This window comes from Streptomyces sp. NPDC033270 (assembly GCF_055576575.1).
Map to the genome: position 1 here is coordinate 238,298 of NZ_JBVIRA010000001.1, position 15,526 is coordinate 253,823.

15 protein-coding genes are annotated in these 15,526 nt (G+C 71.0%); 3 read left to right on the forward strand and 12 right to left on the reverse strand.

Annotated features, from left to right (window positions below; all coding sequences use genetic code 11):
- Nucleotides 1–39 precede the first annotated feature (39 nt).
- Nucleotides 40–1,425: an L-propargylglycine--L-glutamate ligase BesA gene (besA, locus tag ACZ5XZ_RS01055; protein ID WP_468973215.1), complete on the reverse strand. Its 1,386-nt coding sequence runs from the start codon at nt 1,423–1,425 to the stop codon at nt 40–42.
- Between the two features lie 247 nt (nt 1,426–1,672).
- Between besA and ACZ5XZ_RS01060 the strand changes: the two genes are divergently transcribed.
- Both ACZ5XZ_RS01060 and ACZ5XZ_RS01065 read left to right on the forward strand, forming a co-directional pair.
- Nucleotides 1,673–2,686, forward strand: coding sequence for a DMT family transporter (locus ACZ5XZ_RS01060; RefSeq protein ID WP_468973218.1), 1,014 nt, complete (start codon nt 1,673–1,675; stop codon nt 2,684–2,686).
- 74 nt (nt 2,687–2,760) lie between these two features.
- Nucleotides 2,761–3,465, forward strand: coding sequence for an alanyl-tRNA synthetase (locus ACZ5XZ_RS01065; RefSeq protein ID WP_468973222.1), 705 nt, complete (start codon nt 2,761–2,763; stop codon nt 3,463–3,465).
- A 170-nt stretch (nt 3,466–3,635) separates the two neighbouring features.
- Here ACZ5XZ_RS01065 and ACZ5XZ_RS01070 read toward each other — a convergent pair whose 3' ends face one another.
- The 3 genes from ACZ5XZ_RS01070 to ACZ5XZ_RS01080 all read right to left on the reverse strand — a co-directional run bounded on the left by ACZ5XZ_RS01070 (nt 3,636) and on the right by ACZ5XZ_RS01080 (nt 7,111).
- Entirely contained in the window at nt 3,636–4,466 is an 831-nt protein-coding gene (locus ACZ5XZ_RS01070; protein ID WP_468973226.1) for a HipA family kinase, read from the reverse strand.
- Nucleotides 4,467–4,805: 339 nt separating this feature from the next.
- On the reverse strand, nt 4,806–6,254 hold the full coding sequence (locus tag ACZ5XZ_RS01075; RefSeq protein ID WP_468973232.1) for a Dyp-type peroxidase: 1,449 nt from the start codon (nt 6,252–6,254) through the stop codon (nt 4,806–4,808).
- A 230-nt stretch (nt 6,255–6,484) separates the two neighbouring features.
- Nucleotides 6,485–7,111: a TetR family transcriptional regulator gene (locus ACZ5XZ_RS01080; RefSeq protein WP_468973234.1), complete on the reverse strand. Its 627-nt coding sequence runs from the start codon at nt 7,109–7,111 to the stop codon at nt 6,485–6,487.
- Between the two features lie 137 nt (nt 7,112–7,248).
- Between ACZ5XZ_RS01080 and ACZ5XZ_RS01085 the strand changes: the two genes are divergently transcribed.
- A complete protein-coding gene (locus ACZ5XZ_RS01085; RefSeq protein ID WP_468973237.1) occupies nt 7,249–8,115 on the forward strand; it encodes a class I SAM-dependent methyltransferase in 867 nt (288 codons plus the stop codon).
- Here the strand turns inward: ACZ5XZ_RS01085 and ACZ5XZ_RS01090 are convergent.
- The 8 genes from ACZ5XZ_RS01090 to ACZ5XZ_RS01125 all read right to left on the reverse strand — a co-directional run bounded on the left by ACZ5XZ_RS01090 (nt 8,112) and on the right by ACZ5XZ_RS01125 (nt 15,521).
- Nucleotides 8,112–8,918 (reverse strand): maleate cis-trans isomerase family protein, encoded by an 807-nt coding sequence (locus ACZ5XZ_RS01090; protein WP_468973240.1) that lies wholly within the window; start codon nt 8,916–8,918, stop codon nt 8,112–8,114. The genes ACZ5XZ_RS01085 and ACZ5XZ_RS01090 overlap by 4 nt on opposite strands.
- A gap of 76 nt (nt 8,919–8,994) precedes the next feature.
- Complete coding sequence (locus tag ACZ5XZ_RS01095) at nt 8,995–9,477, reverse strand: MarR family winged helix-turn-helix transcriptional regulator (protein ID WP_468973243.1); 483 nt, start codon at nt 9,475–9,477, stop codon at nt 8,995–8,997.
- Between the two features lie 78 nt (nt 9,478–9,555).
- Nucleotides 9,556–10,410, reverse strand: a complete 855-nt coding sequence (locus ACZ5XZ_RS01100; RefSeq protein ID WP_468973246.1) for an alpha/beta fold hydrolase — start codon at nt 10,408–10,410, stop codon at nt 9,556–9,558.
- A gap of 38 nt (nt 10,411–10,448) precedes the next feature.
- Nucleotides 10,449–11,111 carry an isochorismatase family protein gene (locus ACZ5XZ_RS01105; RefSeq protein WP_468973249.1) on the reverse strand — a complete coding sequence of 221 codons (663 nt, stop codon included), beginning with the start codon at nt 11,109–11,111 and terminating at the stop codon, nt 10,449–10,451.
- Nucleotides 11,108–11,788: an SRPBCC family protein gene (locus tag ACZ5XZ_RS01110; RefSeq protein WP_468973252.1), complete on the reverse strand. Its 681-nt coding sequence runs from the start codon at nt 11,786–11,788 to the stop codon at nt 11,108–11,110. Before ACZ5XZ_RS01110 ends, ACZ5XZ_RS01105 begins: the two co-directional genes overlap by 4 nt.
- Nucleotides 11,789–11,791: 3 nt before the next feature.
- Nucleotides 11,792–12,325, reverse strand: coding sequence for a (2Fe-2S)-binding protein (locus ACZ5XZ_RS01115; RefSeq protein WP_468973254.1), 534 nt, complete (start codon nt 12,323–12,325; stop codon nt 11,792–11,794).
- A complete protein-coding gene (locus ACZ5XZ_RS01120) occupies nt 12,322–14,676 on the reverse strand; it encodes a xanthine dehydrogenase family protein molybdopterin-binding subunit (RefSeq protein WP_468973256.1) in 2,355 nt (784 codons plus the stop codon). The genes ACZ5XZ_RS01115 and ACZ5XZ_RS01120 overlap by 4 nt, the downstream gene beginning before the upstream one ends.
- Nucleotides 14,673–15,521, reverse strand: a complete 849-nt coding sequence (locus ACZ5XZ_RS01125; protein ID WP_468973259.1) for an FAD binding domain-containing protein — start codon at nt 15,519–15,521, stop codon at nt 14,673–14,675. The genes ACZ5XZ_RS01120 and ACZ5XZ_RS01125 overlap by 4 nt, the downstream gene beginning before the upstream one ends.
- Between the last annotated feature and the right edge of the window lie 5 nt (nt 15,522–15,526).

Below are 15,526 nucleotides of genomic sequence, written 5' to 3' on the forward strand. Positions count from 1 at the left end.
GGTCACGCGGGGCGGTTCATCTTCTCGAGCAGGCCTCCGTCAAGCACGCATCAGGGACGCCTTCGCCGCCTTGCTGTACGCGTCGGCGGCCTCGAAGGTGGGGGCCAAGGCGGTCAACTCCACGAAGCCGCAGGACTTCAGGGCCCCCAGCACATGCAGGGCCACGCCCTCGCCCTTGTCCTGCTGGTAGAGCAACCCCTCCGCACGGAGCCGCTCGACGGCGGTCCGCGGGTCGATCCTGCCGAGCGCCTCCGGTTCGTGCAGCCGCCCGTGCACGTAGCACATCGGCGCTCCGTCGCTCCGCCGCAGCAGTCCGTCGTCCCCGACCTCATTGCCGACGAGTGCCTCGGCGTACTTCAGCACATGACTGGGACCGACCTTGCGCAGGTTGATCTCCACCGCGAGCGGTCCGCGCTCTCCCGCGATCACGAAGTCGATACCGAACGTGCCCCGGTGACCGAGCTCGGCCAGCACCGCACCCGTGCGCGCGACCGCGTCGTTGATGACGGGCCGCCACCGCTCCTCCGCCGGGAACCGGCACCCCCAGTACTGGCCGCCCGACAGCACCTGGTCGTGGCTGGCGACCACCTTGACCGTGCCGTCCGCGCGGATGTCCCCGAGCCCGCTGGGCGACGAGGTGACGTCGTCGAGGAACTCCTCCACGATCGCCCCTCCGTCGGCGAGCTCCCGGTAGAAGTCGTCGGAGGGCATCCGGATCACCTCGGCGGCTGCGAGGAGATCCCCGGTGCTGCCGAGCTTGTCGCAGTCGACCAGCACATTGCCGATCGACGCGGCATAGGTGTCCGGGCTCAGCTTCACCATGACGCGCCGCGCCCGGCGCGGGCCCGAGGCGAGCCGCTCGATCTCCCGTACCACGGCCTCCTCGCTGCGCAGCTCCTCCGCCGTCCCGTCGGGTACCGCGACACCGGCGCGCAGGAGGATCTCCTTGCCGCCGGCCTTGCTTCCCCAGCGGGCGACGAAGGACCGGTGGCCCTCTTCGAGATCGGCACCGACCCGGCGGGCCAACTCGTCGAGGGAGTCGGAGGCCATGAAGTGGACGATGGACGTCCGCGCGCTCTCCTGCGCGGCGCCCCGCAGCGCGTCCACGATCCGGTCCTCCTCGAGGACCAGATCATCGAGCGGGCGCGGCTGGTGGGAGCTCGGTGTCAGCAGGGTCAGCCGCTCACGGGCGCTTTCGATCATGCGGTCGTCGAACCGGAAGACGTCGCGGAAGTGGTACTCGAGCGTGTAGGGATCGACTGGTTCCGACGTGATGACGACAGCCCGCACCGCCGGGTCGCGGAGGTCCCACAGGAAACAAAGGCTCCGCTCCGCCGAGTAGCGAAGGTACGACACCTCCTGCAGTATCCGGTCGGCGTAGTTGAACGCATAGATCAGAATCCGCGTGAAGTCGAAATCAGCCATAAGAAGCGCTCTGCCTCGCTTGTCTGGGTTGCGGCCGAGGGTCCGCACAGATCCATACGGACCGGGTGCTCCAGGCGAGGCTACGAGCTTGTCGGTAAAAGTGGGATCGGAATTACCCGTTCCAGTGATTTCTCGCAAAAAAGTACGAGTGTTCGCCGTAAAGTGTGTGGCCAGAAATGACCCGACACCCCTTTATTTGCGTCTGGGGCATTTGCTCCGGACATGCGTCGGTGACACGATCGGGCTCGTGAAGATCCCGAAAGCCATCTGGGCTCTGGCCCTCACTGTCTTCGCGTGGGCGTCGGCCTTCCCCGCCATTCGCGTGGGCTTGGAGGGCTTCGGTGTCGCCGGCCTCTCGCTGGCACGCCTCATGGTCGCCTCGGTCGCCCTGGCGATCGCGGCACCGTTCCTCGGCGTACGCACACCGCGCCGCCGCGACCTGCCCATGATCGTGCTGTGCGGTGTGAGCGGCATGTCGGCTTACCAAGTCCTTCTGAACTGGGGCGAGGTGCACGTCCCCGCCGGCACCGCGAGCCTGCTCATCGCCGTCGCACCGGTGTTCAGCGTGCTGCTTGCGGCGGCCTTCCTCGGGGAGCGGATCACCTGGTTGAAGGCCGTCGGAAGCGTGGTGGCGATCGTAGGCGCGGCGGTGATCGCGGTGGCCGGAGGCCACGCCCAATACACCGCGTCGGCGTGGGTCGTCCTCGCCGCGGCCGTTGTCCAGGGCGTCTACCACTTCGCGACCAAGCCCCTCCTGGCCTGGTACACCGGCCTCGAGGTCGCCTGTTACGCGATGTGGGCGGGAACCCTCTTCCTGCTCCCCCTCTTCCCCTGGATGGTGCACGGCTTCGCGACCGCGTCGGCGGCGTCACTGGGGTCCACCATCTTCCTTGGACTGTTCCCCTCCGCGGTGGGCTTCGTAGTCTGGGGTTACGCGGTCGCCCGGCTGTCCATGGCCTCGTCCACCGCGGCCCTGTACCTCGTGCCACCGGTCGCCCTCGTCGTCGCGTACGTATGGCTGGGGGAGGTGCCGTCCCCCCTGGCACTGGTCGGCGGGGCGCTCGGCATCACGGGCGTCGCACTCATCAATCGCCGTCCGCGCCGGGCGGCTTCCGGCGACGCCCCCGACGCACAGACCGGAGAGCCCGAAACGGCCCACACGGACGAGTGGGACGGGGCGGGCGGGAAGGAGCCGCCGGCCCAGCACAGAACGGCGCGACCGGCCGAGCGGCACGGACCGGCGGCACCGGGGCTCAAATAATTCGCCATTTTCCGCCCCTCGATCTTCTCCTGTAGCGCACCATGAGCACTCTCCCGCAGCACACCGTGAGCCATATGGAAGGCACCCCAAAGACAGTGGGCACGCAGAACAACGTCTATCTGACCCAGACGTACACCTACGAGGCCAAGAGCAGGATTCTGAGTTGCGCGTCGAGCGCCGCCGGGATTCGGCTGGCCCTGGTGGACAACATTTTCCATCCGCAGGGCGGAGGGCAACCGAGCGATCGGGGCTGGGTCGACGATATTCCCGCGTCTCCCCTCCGTGACCCCGAATCGGGACGGGTCTACGTCGAACTGGTCCCGGAATCCGGGAACGACCCCCTTGGATTCTCCGAGGGCCAAGTGGTCACGGCGGCCATCGACGCCGAACAACGTCGCCTGCATGCCGCCCTCCACACCGCGGGTCACCTGGTCGACGCGCTGATTCGCCCCTTCGGGGTGCGCCACGTGGGCAGCAACCACTTTCCCGGCCAGGCTCGGGTCGAATACGAGCTGGAGGGCGCGGAAATGGACAAGGAGCAATTGGCTGATTCCCTGCGGGAGGGAGTGGCCAAGGCCCTCGCACAGGGCCTCCCGATCAGCTCCGGCGAGTGCGACGGGCGGCGGACGATCACCATCGAGGGCCTCGCGACGGAGTTCTGTGGTGGCACGCACGTCACCGACCTGAGCTGCCTCACCGATGTCTCCATCCGCTCCGTCAAAATCAAGTCGAGCCGGCTGAAGGTCGGCTACGAGGCGGTCCACGCGCCGCTCGACTGATCGGCGCCGGCCCGGGCGTCGGTGGAGCGTACGTCCCGGTCGTGATCGAAGCCGCGCTCCACGAAGAGGCCGCAGCCACTGCGGAGATGCGTTGCCGTGGCTGCGGCCTCTTGCGTTCGCGCGGCCCTTGGGGTCTGTCCGACCCTGACCCATCGGACAGGCCCTAGCCCCTAACCGGTGGCCGGACCGCGCGGCGACGGGAACTCCGTCGGGAGCCAGGAGGCGGAGTCCCGGGCCCGGGCCGTGAGATGGGCGACGTAGGCGTCGCGGACCTCTGCCGCGGTGGCGAATCCCGGTTCGTCGGTGAGCCAGGCATCGGGAATGGCGGAGACCACTTCGTGCAGCAGCTCCGTGGTGATGCGGGGGGCGAACTCGGCGTCGGCCGCGGCCATGTCGGGCTGTCGGGTGCCGAGCGCGTGGTGCCGGAAGTCGTACGCCTTCGTGGTCGTGTCGGTCGCGGTGTCCCAGCGGTGGTGGAAGACGAGGGCGGCGCCGTGGTCGATGAGCCACAGGCGGGGGCGCTGGTGGCCGGAGGACGGCCAGGTCATGAGGTTGGGGCTGTGGGTCGTGCGGTCGACGTTCGCGGTGAACGCGTCCAGCCAGATGATTCTGGCCGCCTCCGCCGAATCGACCTCGACGGCGTCCGCGGCGTCGGGGGTGAAGTCGGTCGCTCCCGGCAGATAGTCCATGCCGAGGTTGAGCCCCGCGCTGGCGTGCAGCAGGTCCCGCACTTCCTGGTGCGGTTCCTCCGCGGCGACCGAGGGGTCGAAGTCGACCAGCACCAACTCCGGGACCCGCAAGCCGAGTTGCCGGGCCAGCTCGCCGACGATGACCTCGGCGACGAGCGCCTTGCGTCCCTGCGCCGAGCCGGTGAACTTGACGACGTACGTCCCCAGGTCGTCGGCCTCGACGGCGCCGGGGACCGAGCCCCCGCTCCGCAGCGGGGTCACGTACCGGACGGCGGTCACCCTGCGCAGCGCATCCGACGCTGTGATGGCCATGCCTTCCCGCCCCTACTTCGTCACGGCGCCCACCGGGCCCACCTCGGGTAGTAATAGTGAAGCCTAGTGCAAATATGGAGTGCATTATAGTTTTTGCAGGTCGCGCGTGCGTCGTACCGCGCGCACCCTCACGCGACGGACCGCTTCGACGGGAGATGCTTCGACGCCGCCCTGGCGCGCGCACGTACCCGGCACGCCCGGGAAGCCGGGCGGGCGGCCGGCTGACGCCGGGGCGCAGGTCGCCAGGGGGCCGCCCGGGGCCGGGTGGCGGGCATCCGGTCCCGGGCGGTTGTGGACCGCACGGATCAGCCGGCCTTGTGGGTCAGCCGGCCTTGCGGGTCAGCTGGTCTTTGCGAGGCCCTTGAGGAAGCCCATGCTGGGCATGAAGAAGTATTCGCCGCCCTTCATGTGCACGGACTGCTTCAGGCTCAGGGTGACCTTCTTGTCGGAGCCGTACTTCGCGGGCCACTGCTGGGCGACCGGCTTGCCCTGGCCGACCACGGGGTCCAGGCCGGTGGGAGGTTGGGGCTGGACGAATCCGGGGGCGTTGACCCAGGCCGACTGCATGAACTCGAACTGGTTCTGGATGTTCCCCTGGACGCACAGGAAGAGCAGACCGACCTTGCCCTTCTTCTCATAGCTGATGGCCCGGCGGGAAATGCGGTGGGTTCGCTCCTCTTTGAGCGTCCCGCCCAACTTGGTGGTGTCTCCGCGTGGGTTCGTCTTGCGGATGTGCGACTGGAACGGGCACTTCAGTCCGCCGGTGTCGGCGCTGAAGTTGAAGTTGTTGGGAATGTCCTTGTCGGCGCCGTCGGGAGTCGCGTTCTCCGAGACCGGGAATCCGTCGGGGAAGCGTCCCACCAGGTAGGCTCCGGCCAGTTCGCGGTCGGCGTGGTTGGGTTCGGTCCGGTTGTCCTCCTTCGCCAGGGCCTTGGCCAACTCGTGCCGGTCCATGTTGAACTGGTCGACATTCTGTTCGAGCTTGCGGTATACCAGGAATGTTCCGTAGCCGGTCTTGGAGTGCCCGCCGGGGTCCTTCACCAGAGCGAGCTTGAGCGGCGCCCCGGGGTTCCACTGCTTGCTGTTCTTGGGGATGTCCTTGGCGAAGAACAGCGGGTCGCTCACGCCGTCGACAAAGCCGAAGTGTTCGTGGACGGGGCCGTTCTTGCCGCGCCGCAGGGCCCGGCCGACCTCGGTGTTCACCACCTTGCCGGCCTTGAGGGAGTCGGCGATGACCTTGGCCTCGGCGGCGACCTTGCCGGGGTCGTCGTCCGCGATGACGACGAGCGCGTGCAGATCCTCCTTGAAGGGTGACTCCCAGTCCTTCCGGGGCGGGTCGGCAAGCCTGCTCACCGCGCCGGCGGCGCCTGCGCCGAACGTGGTGTCCGTCGGCTTTTTGCCGCTCAGGCCGAGGGCGTCGTACCCCTTGGCCGACAGCATGACGTTGACGAAGATGCTGCTGGGCTTCTTGGACAGCTCAACACCGAGATACGCCTCGGGGTCCTCCTCCTTCTTCGATTTCTCGAAGATTTCGGCGCGGGCGCGTGAATCGTCCCACTGCTTCAGCGCGGAGGTCACCTTGGTCTTGCTCAACTCGCCGAGCCAGGCTCTGGCTTCCTGTGCCTTGGCCGCGTCGAATTTGATGAAAAGGTGCCGGCTGTGGTCCCGGCCGTGGCTCTTCAGGATGTTTCCCTGAATATCACGGAGGAGGGCCTTCTCCTCGGTGGTGAGTTTTCCCTTCGGATCCGTGGGGCCGATACCGGTTTCCTTGTCGAAGTCGACGTCCATCGATTGCTCCTTTCGTTCGGGTTCGGGAAGGGCGGCAACGCCGCGCTTCCCGCATTCCCGATCGGGAGCTGCTCGCCACGGTGGGGGCCGGCAGGTCCCCCGTACGTCCGTGCGATTCATCCATATGGCCACGTCATATGACAGAACTCGCCACCGTCCCGCTCCCTTTGGCCGGCGTGCCCGGCCACCCGGAGCTGAAGCCGCCCTTCGGGTCGTAGCGGGGCGCCGGCTCACCCGGGCGGCGTGGCCTGAGTGCCCGCCGTGCCGTCCGAGTCGGTGCCGATGAGCAGGGCGATCAGTCGTTCTGCCGGTTCGCGGGGGTGCGGGGCGCCGGCCCAGTCGGTCATCAGCAGGTGGTGGAGAGTGCCGACGAGAGCGAGTGCGACGGTCGCGGTGTCGGTGCCGTCCGCGAGGCGCCCGAGCCGCCGTTCGGCGTCCAGGTACGCGGTGATCGCGTCCTGCATCGCCGCGAAGCCCGGCGCGCCGGCCTCCAGTGCCCGGCGAATCCGGAGGGCGGCGCCGGAGCGGGTCATGGCCAGGCCGATGACCGCGGGGTCCAGGGAGTTCAGCAGGGCGAGTGCGACCGTGACGAGGTTGTCGGCCACGGTTGCCCGACCGGCGCGCCCGGGGAGTTGCGCGGCTTCTCGTGCGGTGCGCGCGAGCCGGTCCAGGGCCAGCTCGGCGACGAATTCGTCCAGGCCGTCGAAGTGCGTGTGCAGCAGCCCCTTGGCGCAGCCCGCCTCGGTGGTGATCGCTCGGCTGGTGAGGGCGGTCGGGCCCTCGCGGGACACGACCCGCTCCGCGGCGGCGAACAGCCGCTCGCGCGGGTCGGGGATCGCTACCCCACGTGGTGACATAAGACCTCTCCTGTACGTGCTCGCGGTGAACACTCCGGCACACAAAGGGCGTTGCCAGTATGGGCGTGCGCCCATACTGTTTGGGCGAGCGCCCATTCTAGGTCTCGGCAGACACCGGAGCCAGCAGGAGGTCACGGATGCAACACCTCGTCAACACCGATCAGGCACAGGCATGGAACGGCTACGAGGGCACCCACTGGGCCCAGCACCAGGACCGCTGGGACGCCGTGAACGGGGGCTTCAACACCCCCCTGCTCACCGCCGCCGCCCTCACCGACCGCGACCGCGTCCTGGACATCGGCTGCGGAGCCGGCAGTACGACCCGGCTCGCCGCACGCCGGGCCGTCCGCGGCCGGGCCCTGGGCCTGGACCTCTCCGCCCCGATGTTGGCGCGCGCACGCCGGACCGCGGAGCTCGAAGAGCTGGGCAATGTGGCCTTCGAGCAGGGCGACGCGCAGGCCCACCCCTTCGAGCCGGGCGCGTTCGACGTCGTGATCAGCCGCTTCGGAGTGATGTTCTTCGCCGACCCCGTCGCCGCCTTCGCCAACATCGGGCGGGCCCTGCGCCCCGGTGGCCGCATCGCCTTCGTCTGTGCGACGCGTGCCGAGGCCAACGAGTGGCTGCGGGCCGTCGCCGCACTGCGCGACATCCTGCCCATGGAGGGCTTCGGCGCGCCGGGAGGTCCGGGGATGTTCTCCCTGGCGGAACCGGACCTGCTGCGCGAGGTGCTGTCCGCCGCCGGGTACCAGGACATCGAGGTGGCCGAGACCGAGGCCTACGGGACGTGGGGGCGCGACGCCGCCGACGCGGCCGCCCTGCTGCTGGAATCCGGCCCCGGACACCACCTGACCAGCCAGGTCGGACCGGACGAGCAGGAGCGCGCACGCCAAAGGCTCATCGACACCCTGCGCCCCCACGAGGCCGACGGCGCGGTACGCCTGCGCAGCGCCGCCCTGCTGGTCACGGCCCACCGTCCCGGCCATGGCCCATCGGAGACGGCCTAGACCGGCCGCCCGCCGGCAGCGGCCCCAGGAGAGTCGGCGGGCCGGCGGACGCGGCCGCTGAGCAGGCTGCCCGCGCCGGGCACGAACGTCGCAAGGTCCAGTGCGGTCAGGATGCGGTACGCCGTGGCGGTGGCCGCGGAGAGCACCGGCAGGCCCGCCGCGTCCTCGACCGGCTGGATCGACGCCAGCGACGGCATCTGGACGCAGGCGGAGAGGACCAGTGCGTCGGCCCGGGAGAGGTCCAGGCGCCGCCAGTGCGCGCGCAGGTCGGCGGGGTCGAGGCGGGCCACCGCCAGATTGTCCGCCACCTCCAGGCTCAGCGCGTCCACCACCTCGGTGCCCGCGTCCTCGATGTACTCCGCGACCAGGCGGGTCAGCGGCTTCCTGTACGGAGTGATGATCGCGATCCGCTGCGCCCCCAGGGCCCTGATCCCGTCGAGCAGCGCCCCGGCGCTGGAGACGACGGGGGCCGGCGCGCCCTGGTCGCGCAGCACGGTGGTGATCTCGTCCTCCGCGGTGCAGTGGTGCCCCGGGCCCTGCGCCATGATCGCCACGAGGCAGGCCGTGGCGACCACGTCGGGCCGCGCGTCGGCGAGTTCCAGGGCGGCGCGTCCGGTCTGCGCGTTCATGGCGCGCAACTGCTCCGGCGTGACGTGCTGCATGCGCATCCGGCTGCTGTGGAAGACGAACCGGTCCTCCGTCAGGACGGACTCCCGCGCATGCAGCATGCGCGGCAGCTCCGTTTCCATGGTGCGGTTCGAGCTGGGCACGATCAGGCCGATGTGGTGGTCGGGGCGGGGCACGGCATCCTCCGGGGTCCGGTGTGCAGACGGTCGTTGACGAGCGGGACCGGGACCCGTGGAGTGCCGCGGCGCGCGGCTACAGGTCCTCGGTGAGCCGCTCCCAGTGGTCGGCGAGCGACGTGAGCAGGTGCACGATCTCTTCGCGGCGCTCGCCGCCGAAGGGCTCCAGGAGCCGCTGGTCGAGCTGCCGCGCACGGCTGTTGGCGTCGTCGAGGGTCTGTTTGCCCTCCTCGGTCAGGTAGAGCAGCTTGCGGCGGCCGTCGTCGGCGGCCGTCCTGCGGACGATCAGCCCCCGGGTCTCCAGCCGCCGGGCGACGTCCGCCATCGTCGAGGTGTCCAGGGCCACCGCCGACGCCATCGACCGCTGATCGTGCCCCGGCGCCGCGTCCACGGTCTGCAGTACCGCGAACTGCGGGCCGGTGAGCGTCGGGTCCACCGCGCGGATCCAGACCGCGAGATACGCCTGGTAGAGGCGCCGGACCTGGTAGCCGGGCGCGGTCGTCAGGGCGGCGGGAGGCCGGGGCGGGGTGGAGGTCGAGGGTGCGGTTTCGTCAGCCATGGGCTCACTTAAGCATGGCTCCGCCTCGGTCCGGCAGCCGGAACGGGACGGTCCGGGAACCGGTCCGCGGACGGGGTGTCAGGTCAGCATCGGGCCGAGGGCCTCGCGCAGCGCCGCGAGCGCGGCCGGCGGGTTGTCCCAGAACAGCATGTGGCCGGCGTCCGGAATCCTGACGAGCGCGGCGGACGGGTGCAGCCCGGCCGCCTCCCGCGCGCCCTCGGCGGTGACGACGGGGCTCTCGGCGCCGTACAGCAGCGCCGTGGGGCCCGGCACACCGGGCCACCAGCGGAAGAAGTCCTCGCTCTCGAAACCGCGATGGGTGGCCACGACGGCCTCCCGCCCGCAGCTGGCCAGCCAGCGCGCCCGCAGTTCCTGCTCCGGCCGCGGCCAGCGCGGCCACGACTCGGCCACCTCGTCCGCGTCCGTGCCGCGTGCGGCCTGCGCCAACTGGTCCAGGAACGCCGTCAGCGCCGTCGGGTAGGGCCCGCGCCCCGGTCCGCTCATCGGCGGGTCGCCCAGCACCGTGCCGCGCAGCGCGACCCTGCCCCGGACGGCCGTCACCGCCGCGATCCGCGCGCCCATGGAGTGCCCGAAGAGCACCGGGCGGTCCAGACCGAGCCCGGTGACGACGGCTTCGGTGTCCTCGGCGTACGCGTCGAGGTCGTAGCGGCCGCCGTCGTCGGAGAGCCCACGGCCGCGGATGTCGAGCACCAACGGGCGTACCAGGCCGGTCAGTTCACGCGCGACGAAGTCCATCGTGATCGCGGGGCTGGTGATGCCGGGCAGTACGACGAGCGGGACGCCGTCGCCGCCGTAGTCCAGGACGTGCAGACGGGTGCCGCCCGAACGCACCCAGCGGCTCGTGGCGGGTACGTCGGCGAAGTCGGCGAGCGCGGACTGCGGCAGACAGCGGGTGGGCGGGTTCGGTGGCACGGGAACCTCCAGTGGCGGACGGGGGAGTGGGGGCGGGGTCACCGGACCGGGCCCGGTAGCCCGCCGAGATAGCCGACGGCGTCCGCGAGGCCGATCACATCGCCGTACTTGGCCTGGATGTCGAAGAGATTCGCCTCGTGCGGGCCGGCCGCCCGGTCGCCGACGCACTCGCGCGGCACCAGCACCGAGAATCCGCACTGCACGGCGTCCACGGCCGTGGCCCGCACACAACCGCTCGTCGTCGCCCCGCACACCAGCACCGTGTCGCGGCCGAGGCCGGTCAGCAGGGCGGCCAGCGAGGTCCCGAAGAAGGCGGAGGCGCCCTTCTTCACGATCAGGTGGTCCGCGGGCCGGCGCGGAAGCCGGGGATCGACCACGACCTCCGCGCTGCCCTCGCGCAGCGCCCGCATGCCCCGCGCCTTGTGCAGCCAGGGGAGGGCGTCGCCGGTCGCCTCGGCCGGCGTGTACGCGATCGCGGTGAACACGACGGGCACGCCGGCCCCGCGGCCCGCCTCGATCAACTCGCTTGTGGCGCCGACGACATCGGTCAGGTCGGCGCCGGACGGAAAGACGTCCTCGGTGAAGCCACGGGTGAGGTCGACCACGACGATCGCGGGCCGCTCACCGCGGCGCACAGGGCCGCCGAAGCCCGCCCGGGCATAGGCGAGTTCGGTCTCCGGCCCGTACCGCGCGGCGCTCACGACGCCCTCCGCAGGGCGCGCAGCTCCCGTGCCTGGGCACCGAGCCGGCCCAGCAGCCAGCCTTCGAAGAGCCCGAACGCGAACGCCCCGGCGACCAGGCCGTACTTGGCGGCGGACGGGCCGAGCAGGGTCGCCAGGCCGTCGAGTTCGGTGCTCTGCGCGAGGGCGGCCCGTGGTGCGGTGGGCGCGGTGGAAGTGACGGCCGCGTCGCGGGGCGCCGCCGCGCCGGCCCGGTTCTGGTCCAGCAGACTCCCCAGATTCCGGGCGAACTGCTGCAGGATCCGGTCCGACACGGTGGCGATCGCCCCCTTCCCGAACTGGGCGATCTTGCCGCGGATCACCAGGTCCGTGCAGAGCTGGAGCACCGCGCCCCCGGGCGCCGCCACCACCTCCAGCGCGACCTCGGCCTCCGCGTCCCCGCTGCCGTGCGCGTCGGCCCCGCGGGCGTGCACCCGCAGCCGCCGCCGGTCGGCGTCGACGTCCAGGAACCGGACCGTGCCCGCGTACGCGGCGCTGACCGGACCCACCCTGATCTTCACCCGGCCCTGCCAGACGTCGCCGTCCTGCCCGTCGAGCGCGGCGCCCGGCATGCACCCGGCGACCCGCTCGACATCGTTCATCAGGGCGAAGACCTCGTCCGGCGAGGCCTGCACCGGCACCTCGTGGGTCAGTTGCATACGTCATTTCTCCTTGCTGTCACAAAGACCCGCGCAGGCCCGGCGCCGGGCCCGCGCGCACCCGTCGATCGCTTCGACGATGGTCTGGTAGCCGGTGCACCGGCACAGATTGGCGGCGACGACCTCCCGGATCTCCTCCTTGGTCGCCTCCGGCCGCTCGGCGAGGAACCCCTCGGCGAGCATCAGGAAGCCCGGCGTGCAGAACCCGCACTGCAGCCCGTGGTGCTCGCTGAACGCCCGCTGCAGATCGCTGAGCCGGTCCCCGTCCGAAAGGGACTCCACGGTACGGATCCGGGCCCCCTCGGCCTGCGCCGCGAACATCAGGCAGGCGCGCACCGGACGGTCGTCGACCAGCACGGTGCAGGCGCCGCAGATGCCGTGCTCGCAGCCGACGTGCGTACCGGTCAGCCGCAGCTCGTGACGGAGCACGTCGACGAGGGTGCGGCGCGGCTCGGTGATCACCTCGTGCTGCTCGCCGTTGACGTCGAGGGTCAACAGCTGCAACTCCCGCTGCGTCACGACTGCGTCATCGGTCATCGGGTGGCCTCCTGGTGCAGGGCGCGGTACACGGTCTCCGGGGTGACCGGTGTGTGGTCGAGCTCGACGCCCGTGGGGCGCAGGGCGTCGTTGACGGCGTTGAGGACGGCGGCGGGAGCCCCGATGGTGCCGCCCTCGCCGGCGCCCTTCGCGCCGGTCTCGGTGAAGGCGCAGGGCGTCTCCAGGTGGTGGATCAGGACATCGGGGATCTCGTGGGCGGTGGGCACCTTGTAGTCCATGAAGCTGGTCGCCGACGGCTCGCCCTGGGCGTCGTAGGTGACCTGCTCGAACAGCGCACCCGCGATGCCCTGTGCGATGCCGCCGCGGCACTGCCCCTCCACCACCTGCGGGTTGATGGCGACCCCGCAGTCCTCCACGCAGACGTACCGGAGGATCTGCACCTGCCCGGTGCCCTCGTGCAGTTCGACGACGACACCGTGGGTGGCGTTGGAGAAGGTGCCGTCGTTGAAGACGTCGAAGGTGGCGGTGGCCGACAGGCCCGGTTCGATGTCCTTGGGCAGCAGCTGCGCCTGGAGGTAGGCGATGTCGGCGATCTCTTCGTAGGTCAGGACGGCACCGTGGTCGTCGCGGCGGCGGACGCGGCCGTCCGCCAGTTCCACCTCGTCCGGGCCGACGTCCCAGCGGGCCGCGGCGACGGCGCGGAGCTTGTCGCCGAGCTTCGCCGCGGCCAGGCGCACCGCGCTGCCGCCGACGGTGATGGAGCGGCTGGCGAAGGTGCCCCAGCCGTAGGTGATGCGGTCGGTGTCGCCCTGGTGGAGTCGCACCTTGGCCATGTCCAGACCGAGTTCGTCGGCGACGATCTGCGCCATCGTGGTCTCGTGACTCTGCCCGTGGCTCATGGTGCCGGTGGTGACGGTCACCGCGCCGCTGGTGTCCATCCGCACCTCGGAGATGTCGAAGCCCGGCACGACCTGCATCTTGCGCTGGGCGAAGGTCGCCGAGCCGTAACCGGTGCGCTCGCTGAAGCACGCGTAGCCGATGCCGAGGTGCCGTCCCTCGGCCGCCGCCGCGGCCTGCTGGTCGTACCAGCCCTCGTCCCTGACGAGCCGCTCGCAGAGATTCAGGGACTCCAGATAGGAACCGGGGTCGTAGGTGATGCCGTTGACGCCCGTGTACGGGAAGTCGGTGATGACGTTGCGGCGGCGGATCTCGACGGGGTCCAGGTCCAGTTCGCGGGCGGCGCGCTCGAAGAGCCGCTCGACGACCATCACGTACTGCGGCCGGCTCACGCCCCGGTACGGCGCGGTGGGGGCCTTGTTGGTGGTGACCGCCCGGCCGCGCACCCGGTAGGCGGGCACCCGGTAGACACCGGGCATCTCGGCGGAGGCCATCAGCGGCTCGATGCCCGCCGTGAACGGATAGCAGGAGTAGGCGCCCATGTCGCACACCACGTCCGCGTCGAGCGCCAGGATCCCGCCGTCCGCGTCGAAGGCGGCGCGCACCCGATAGTGCTGTTCACGGGCGAGGAACGACGCGGACAGCGCGTCCTTGCGGTCCTCGATCCACTTCACGGGCCGCCGCAGCCGCAGCGCGGCCGCGCCGGCCGCGATCTCCTCCCGGCCGACGACGCACTTCTGGCCGAAGCCGCCGCCCATGTCGGGCACCACGACCCGCACCGCGCGCTCGTCGAGACGCAGACTGCGGGAGGCCACCGTCCGTACCTGATGCGGGACCTGGGTGCAGGTCTGCAGGACGAGCTGTTCCTCGCGGTCGTCCCAGTGCGCCACCACGCCGCGGGTCTCCAGCGGCAGCGCGTTCTGCCGGCCGGTCCTGCTGTCGACGTGGACGACACAGGGCGCGGAGTCGAAGATGTCGTCGATGCCGTCCGTGGCGAACAGCGAGACGTCGACGAGGGTGTTGCGGGCGGCCTCGGCGTGGACGAGGGCAGCGCCCGGGGCGAGGGCCGCCTCCTCGGACATGACCGGTGGCAGCGTGGTGTACGTGACCCGCGCCGCCTCCAGTCCGTCCTCGGCCGCGTAGGCGTCCCGGGCCACCACGATCGCGACGGGCTCCCCGACGTAGCGGACCTTGTCGCGGGCCAGAACGGGCATCGCGGTCGGGACGAACTCCGAGGCAGGACGCCCCAGTTGGGCGGTGATGTCGCCCAGGGCCAGGTCGTCCGCCGTGAACGCGGCCACGACACCCGGGACGCGGCGGACCGCCGACAGGTCGACCGAGGCGATCTCGCCGTGGGCGACCGTACTGCGCACGAACTGGGCGTGCAGCATGCCGGGCAGCGCGATGTCGTCGACGAACCGCCCGCGTCCGGACAGCAGCCGAGGGTCCTCGCGGCGGGCCACCGACCTGCCCACCAGCTTCCGTTCCGTCATCGGGACATCGCCTCCTCGCAGGCCCGCCGGACCAGCGTCCGGACCAGTCCCCGGCGGTAGTGCGTGCTGCCGGACGCGTCGTCGGGGGGATCGACGGCCTGTGCGGCGGCGGCCGCGCAGGCCTCGAAGGAGCCTTCGCCGGCCAGCACGGCCTCCGCCTCGGGCACCCGTACCACCGTGGCCGCCACACCGCCGAGCGCCACCCGGCCGCCGCGTACGGTCCCCTCCTCGACGTCGAGGTCCACGGCGGCCGCCACCAGGGCGAAGTCACCGCGCCGCTCGGCGAATTCGGTGAGGGCCGCATGCGGAGCGGGCCGGGGAAAGACGATCTCGACGAGCAGTTCGTCCGGGTCGAGGGCGGTCGTGTAGTAGCCGAGGAAGAAGTCCGCGGCCGGGATGCTCCGCTCGCCGCGCGGGCCGCGCGCCACGAACTCGGCGTCGAGGGCCACCGCGAGCAGGCACCACTCGGCCGTGGCGTCGGCGTGCGCGATGCTGCCGCCGACCGTGCCGCGCGTGCGGATGGGCAGATGCCCGATCCAGCCCATGGCGTCCCGCAGGACCGCAAAGCCCGCCCCGAGCACCTCCGTGGGAGCGGTCTCCACCGTGTGGTGGGTGGTGAGCGCCCCGATGCGCAGCGCGCCCCCGGCGTCCCGGTGCAGCCGGTCGAGCTCCCGGATGCCGCCGATGTCGATCAGGTGTCGCGGGCGGGCCAGTCGGAAGTTCATCATCGCGACCAGGCTCTGTCCGCCGGCGATGGCCTTGGCGTCGTCACCGAGTTCGGCCAGCAGCCGGGTGGCTCCTTCGACGTCGGGGGCCCGGTGATACCGGAACGGTGCGGGCTTCATGGTCC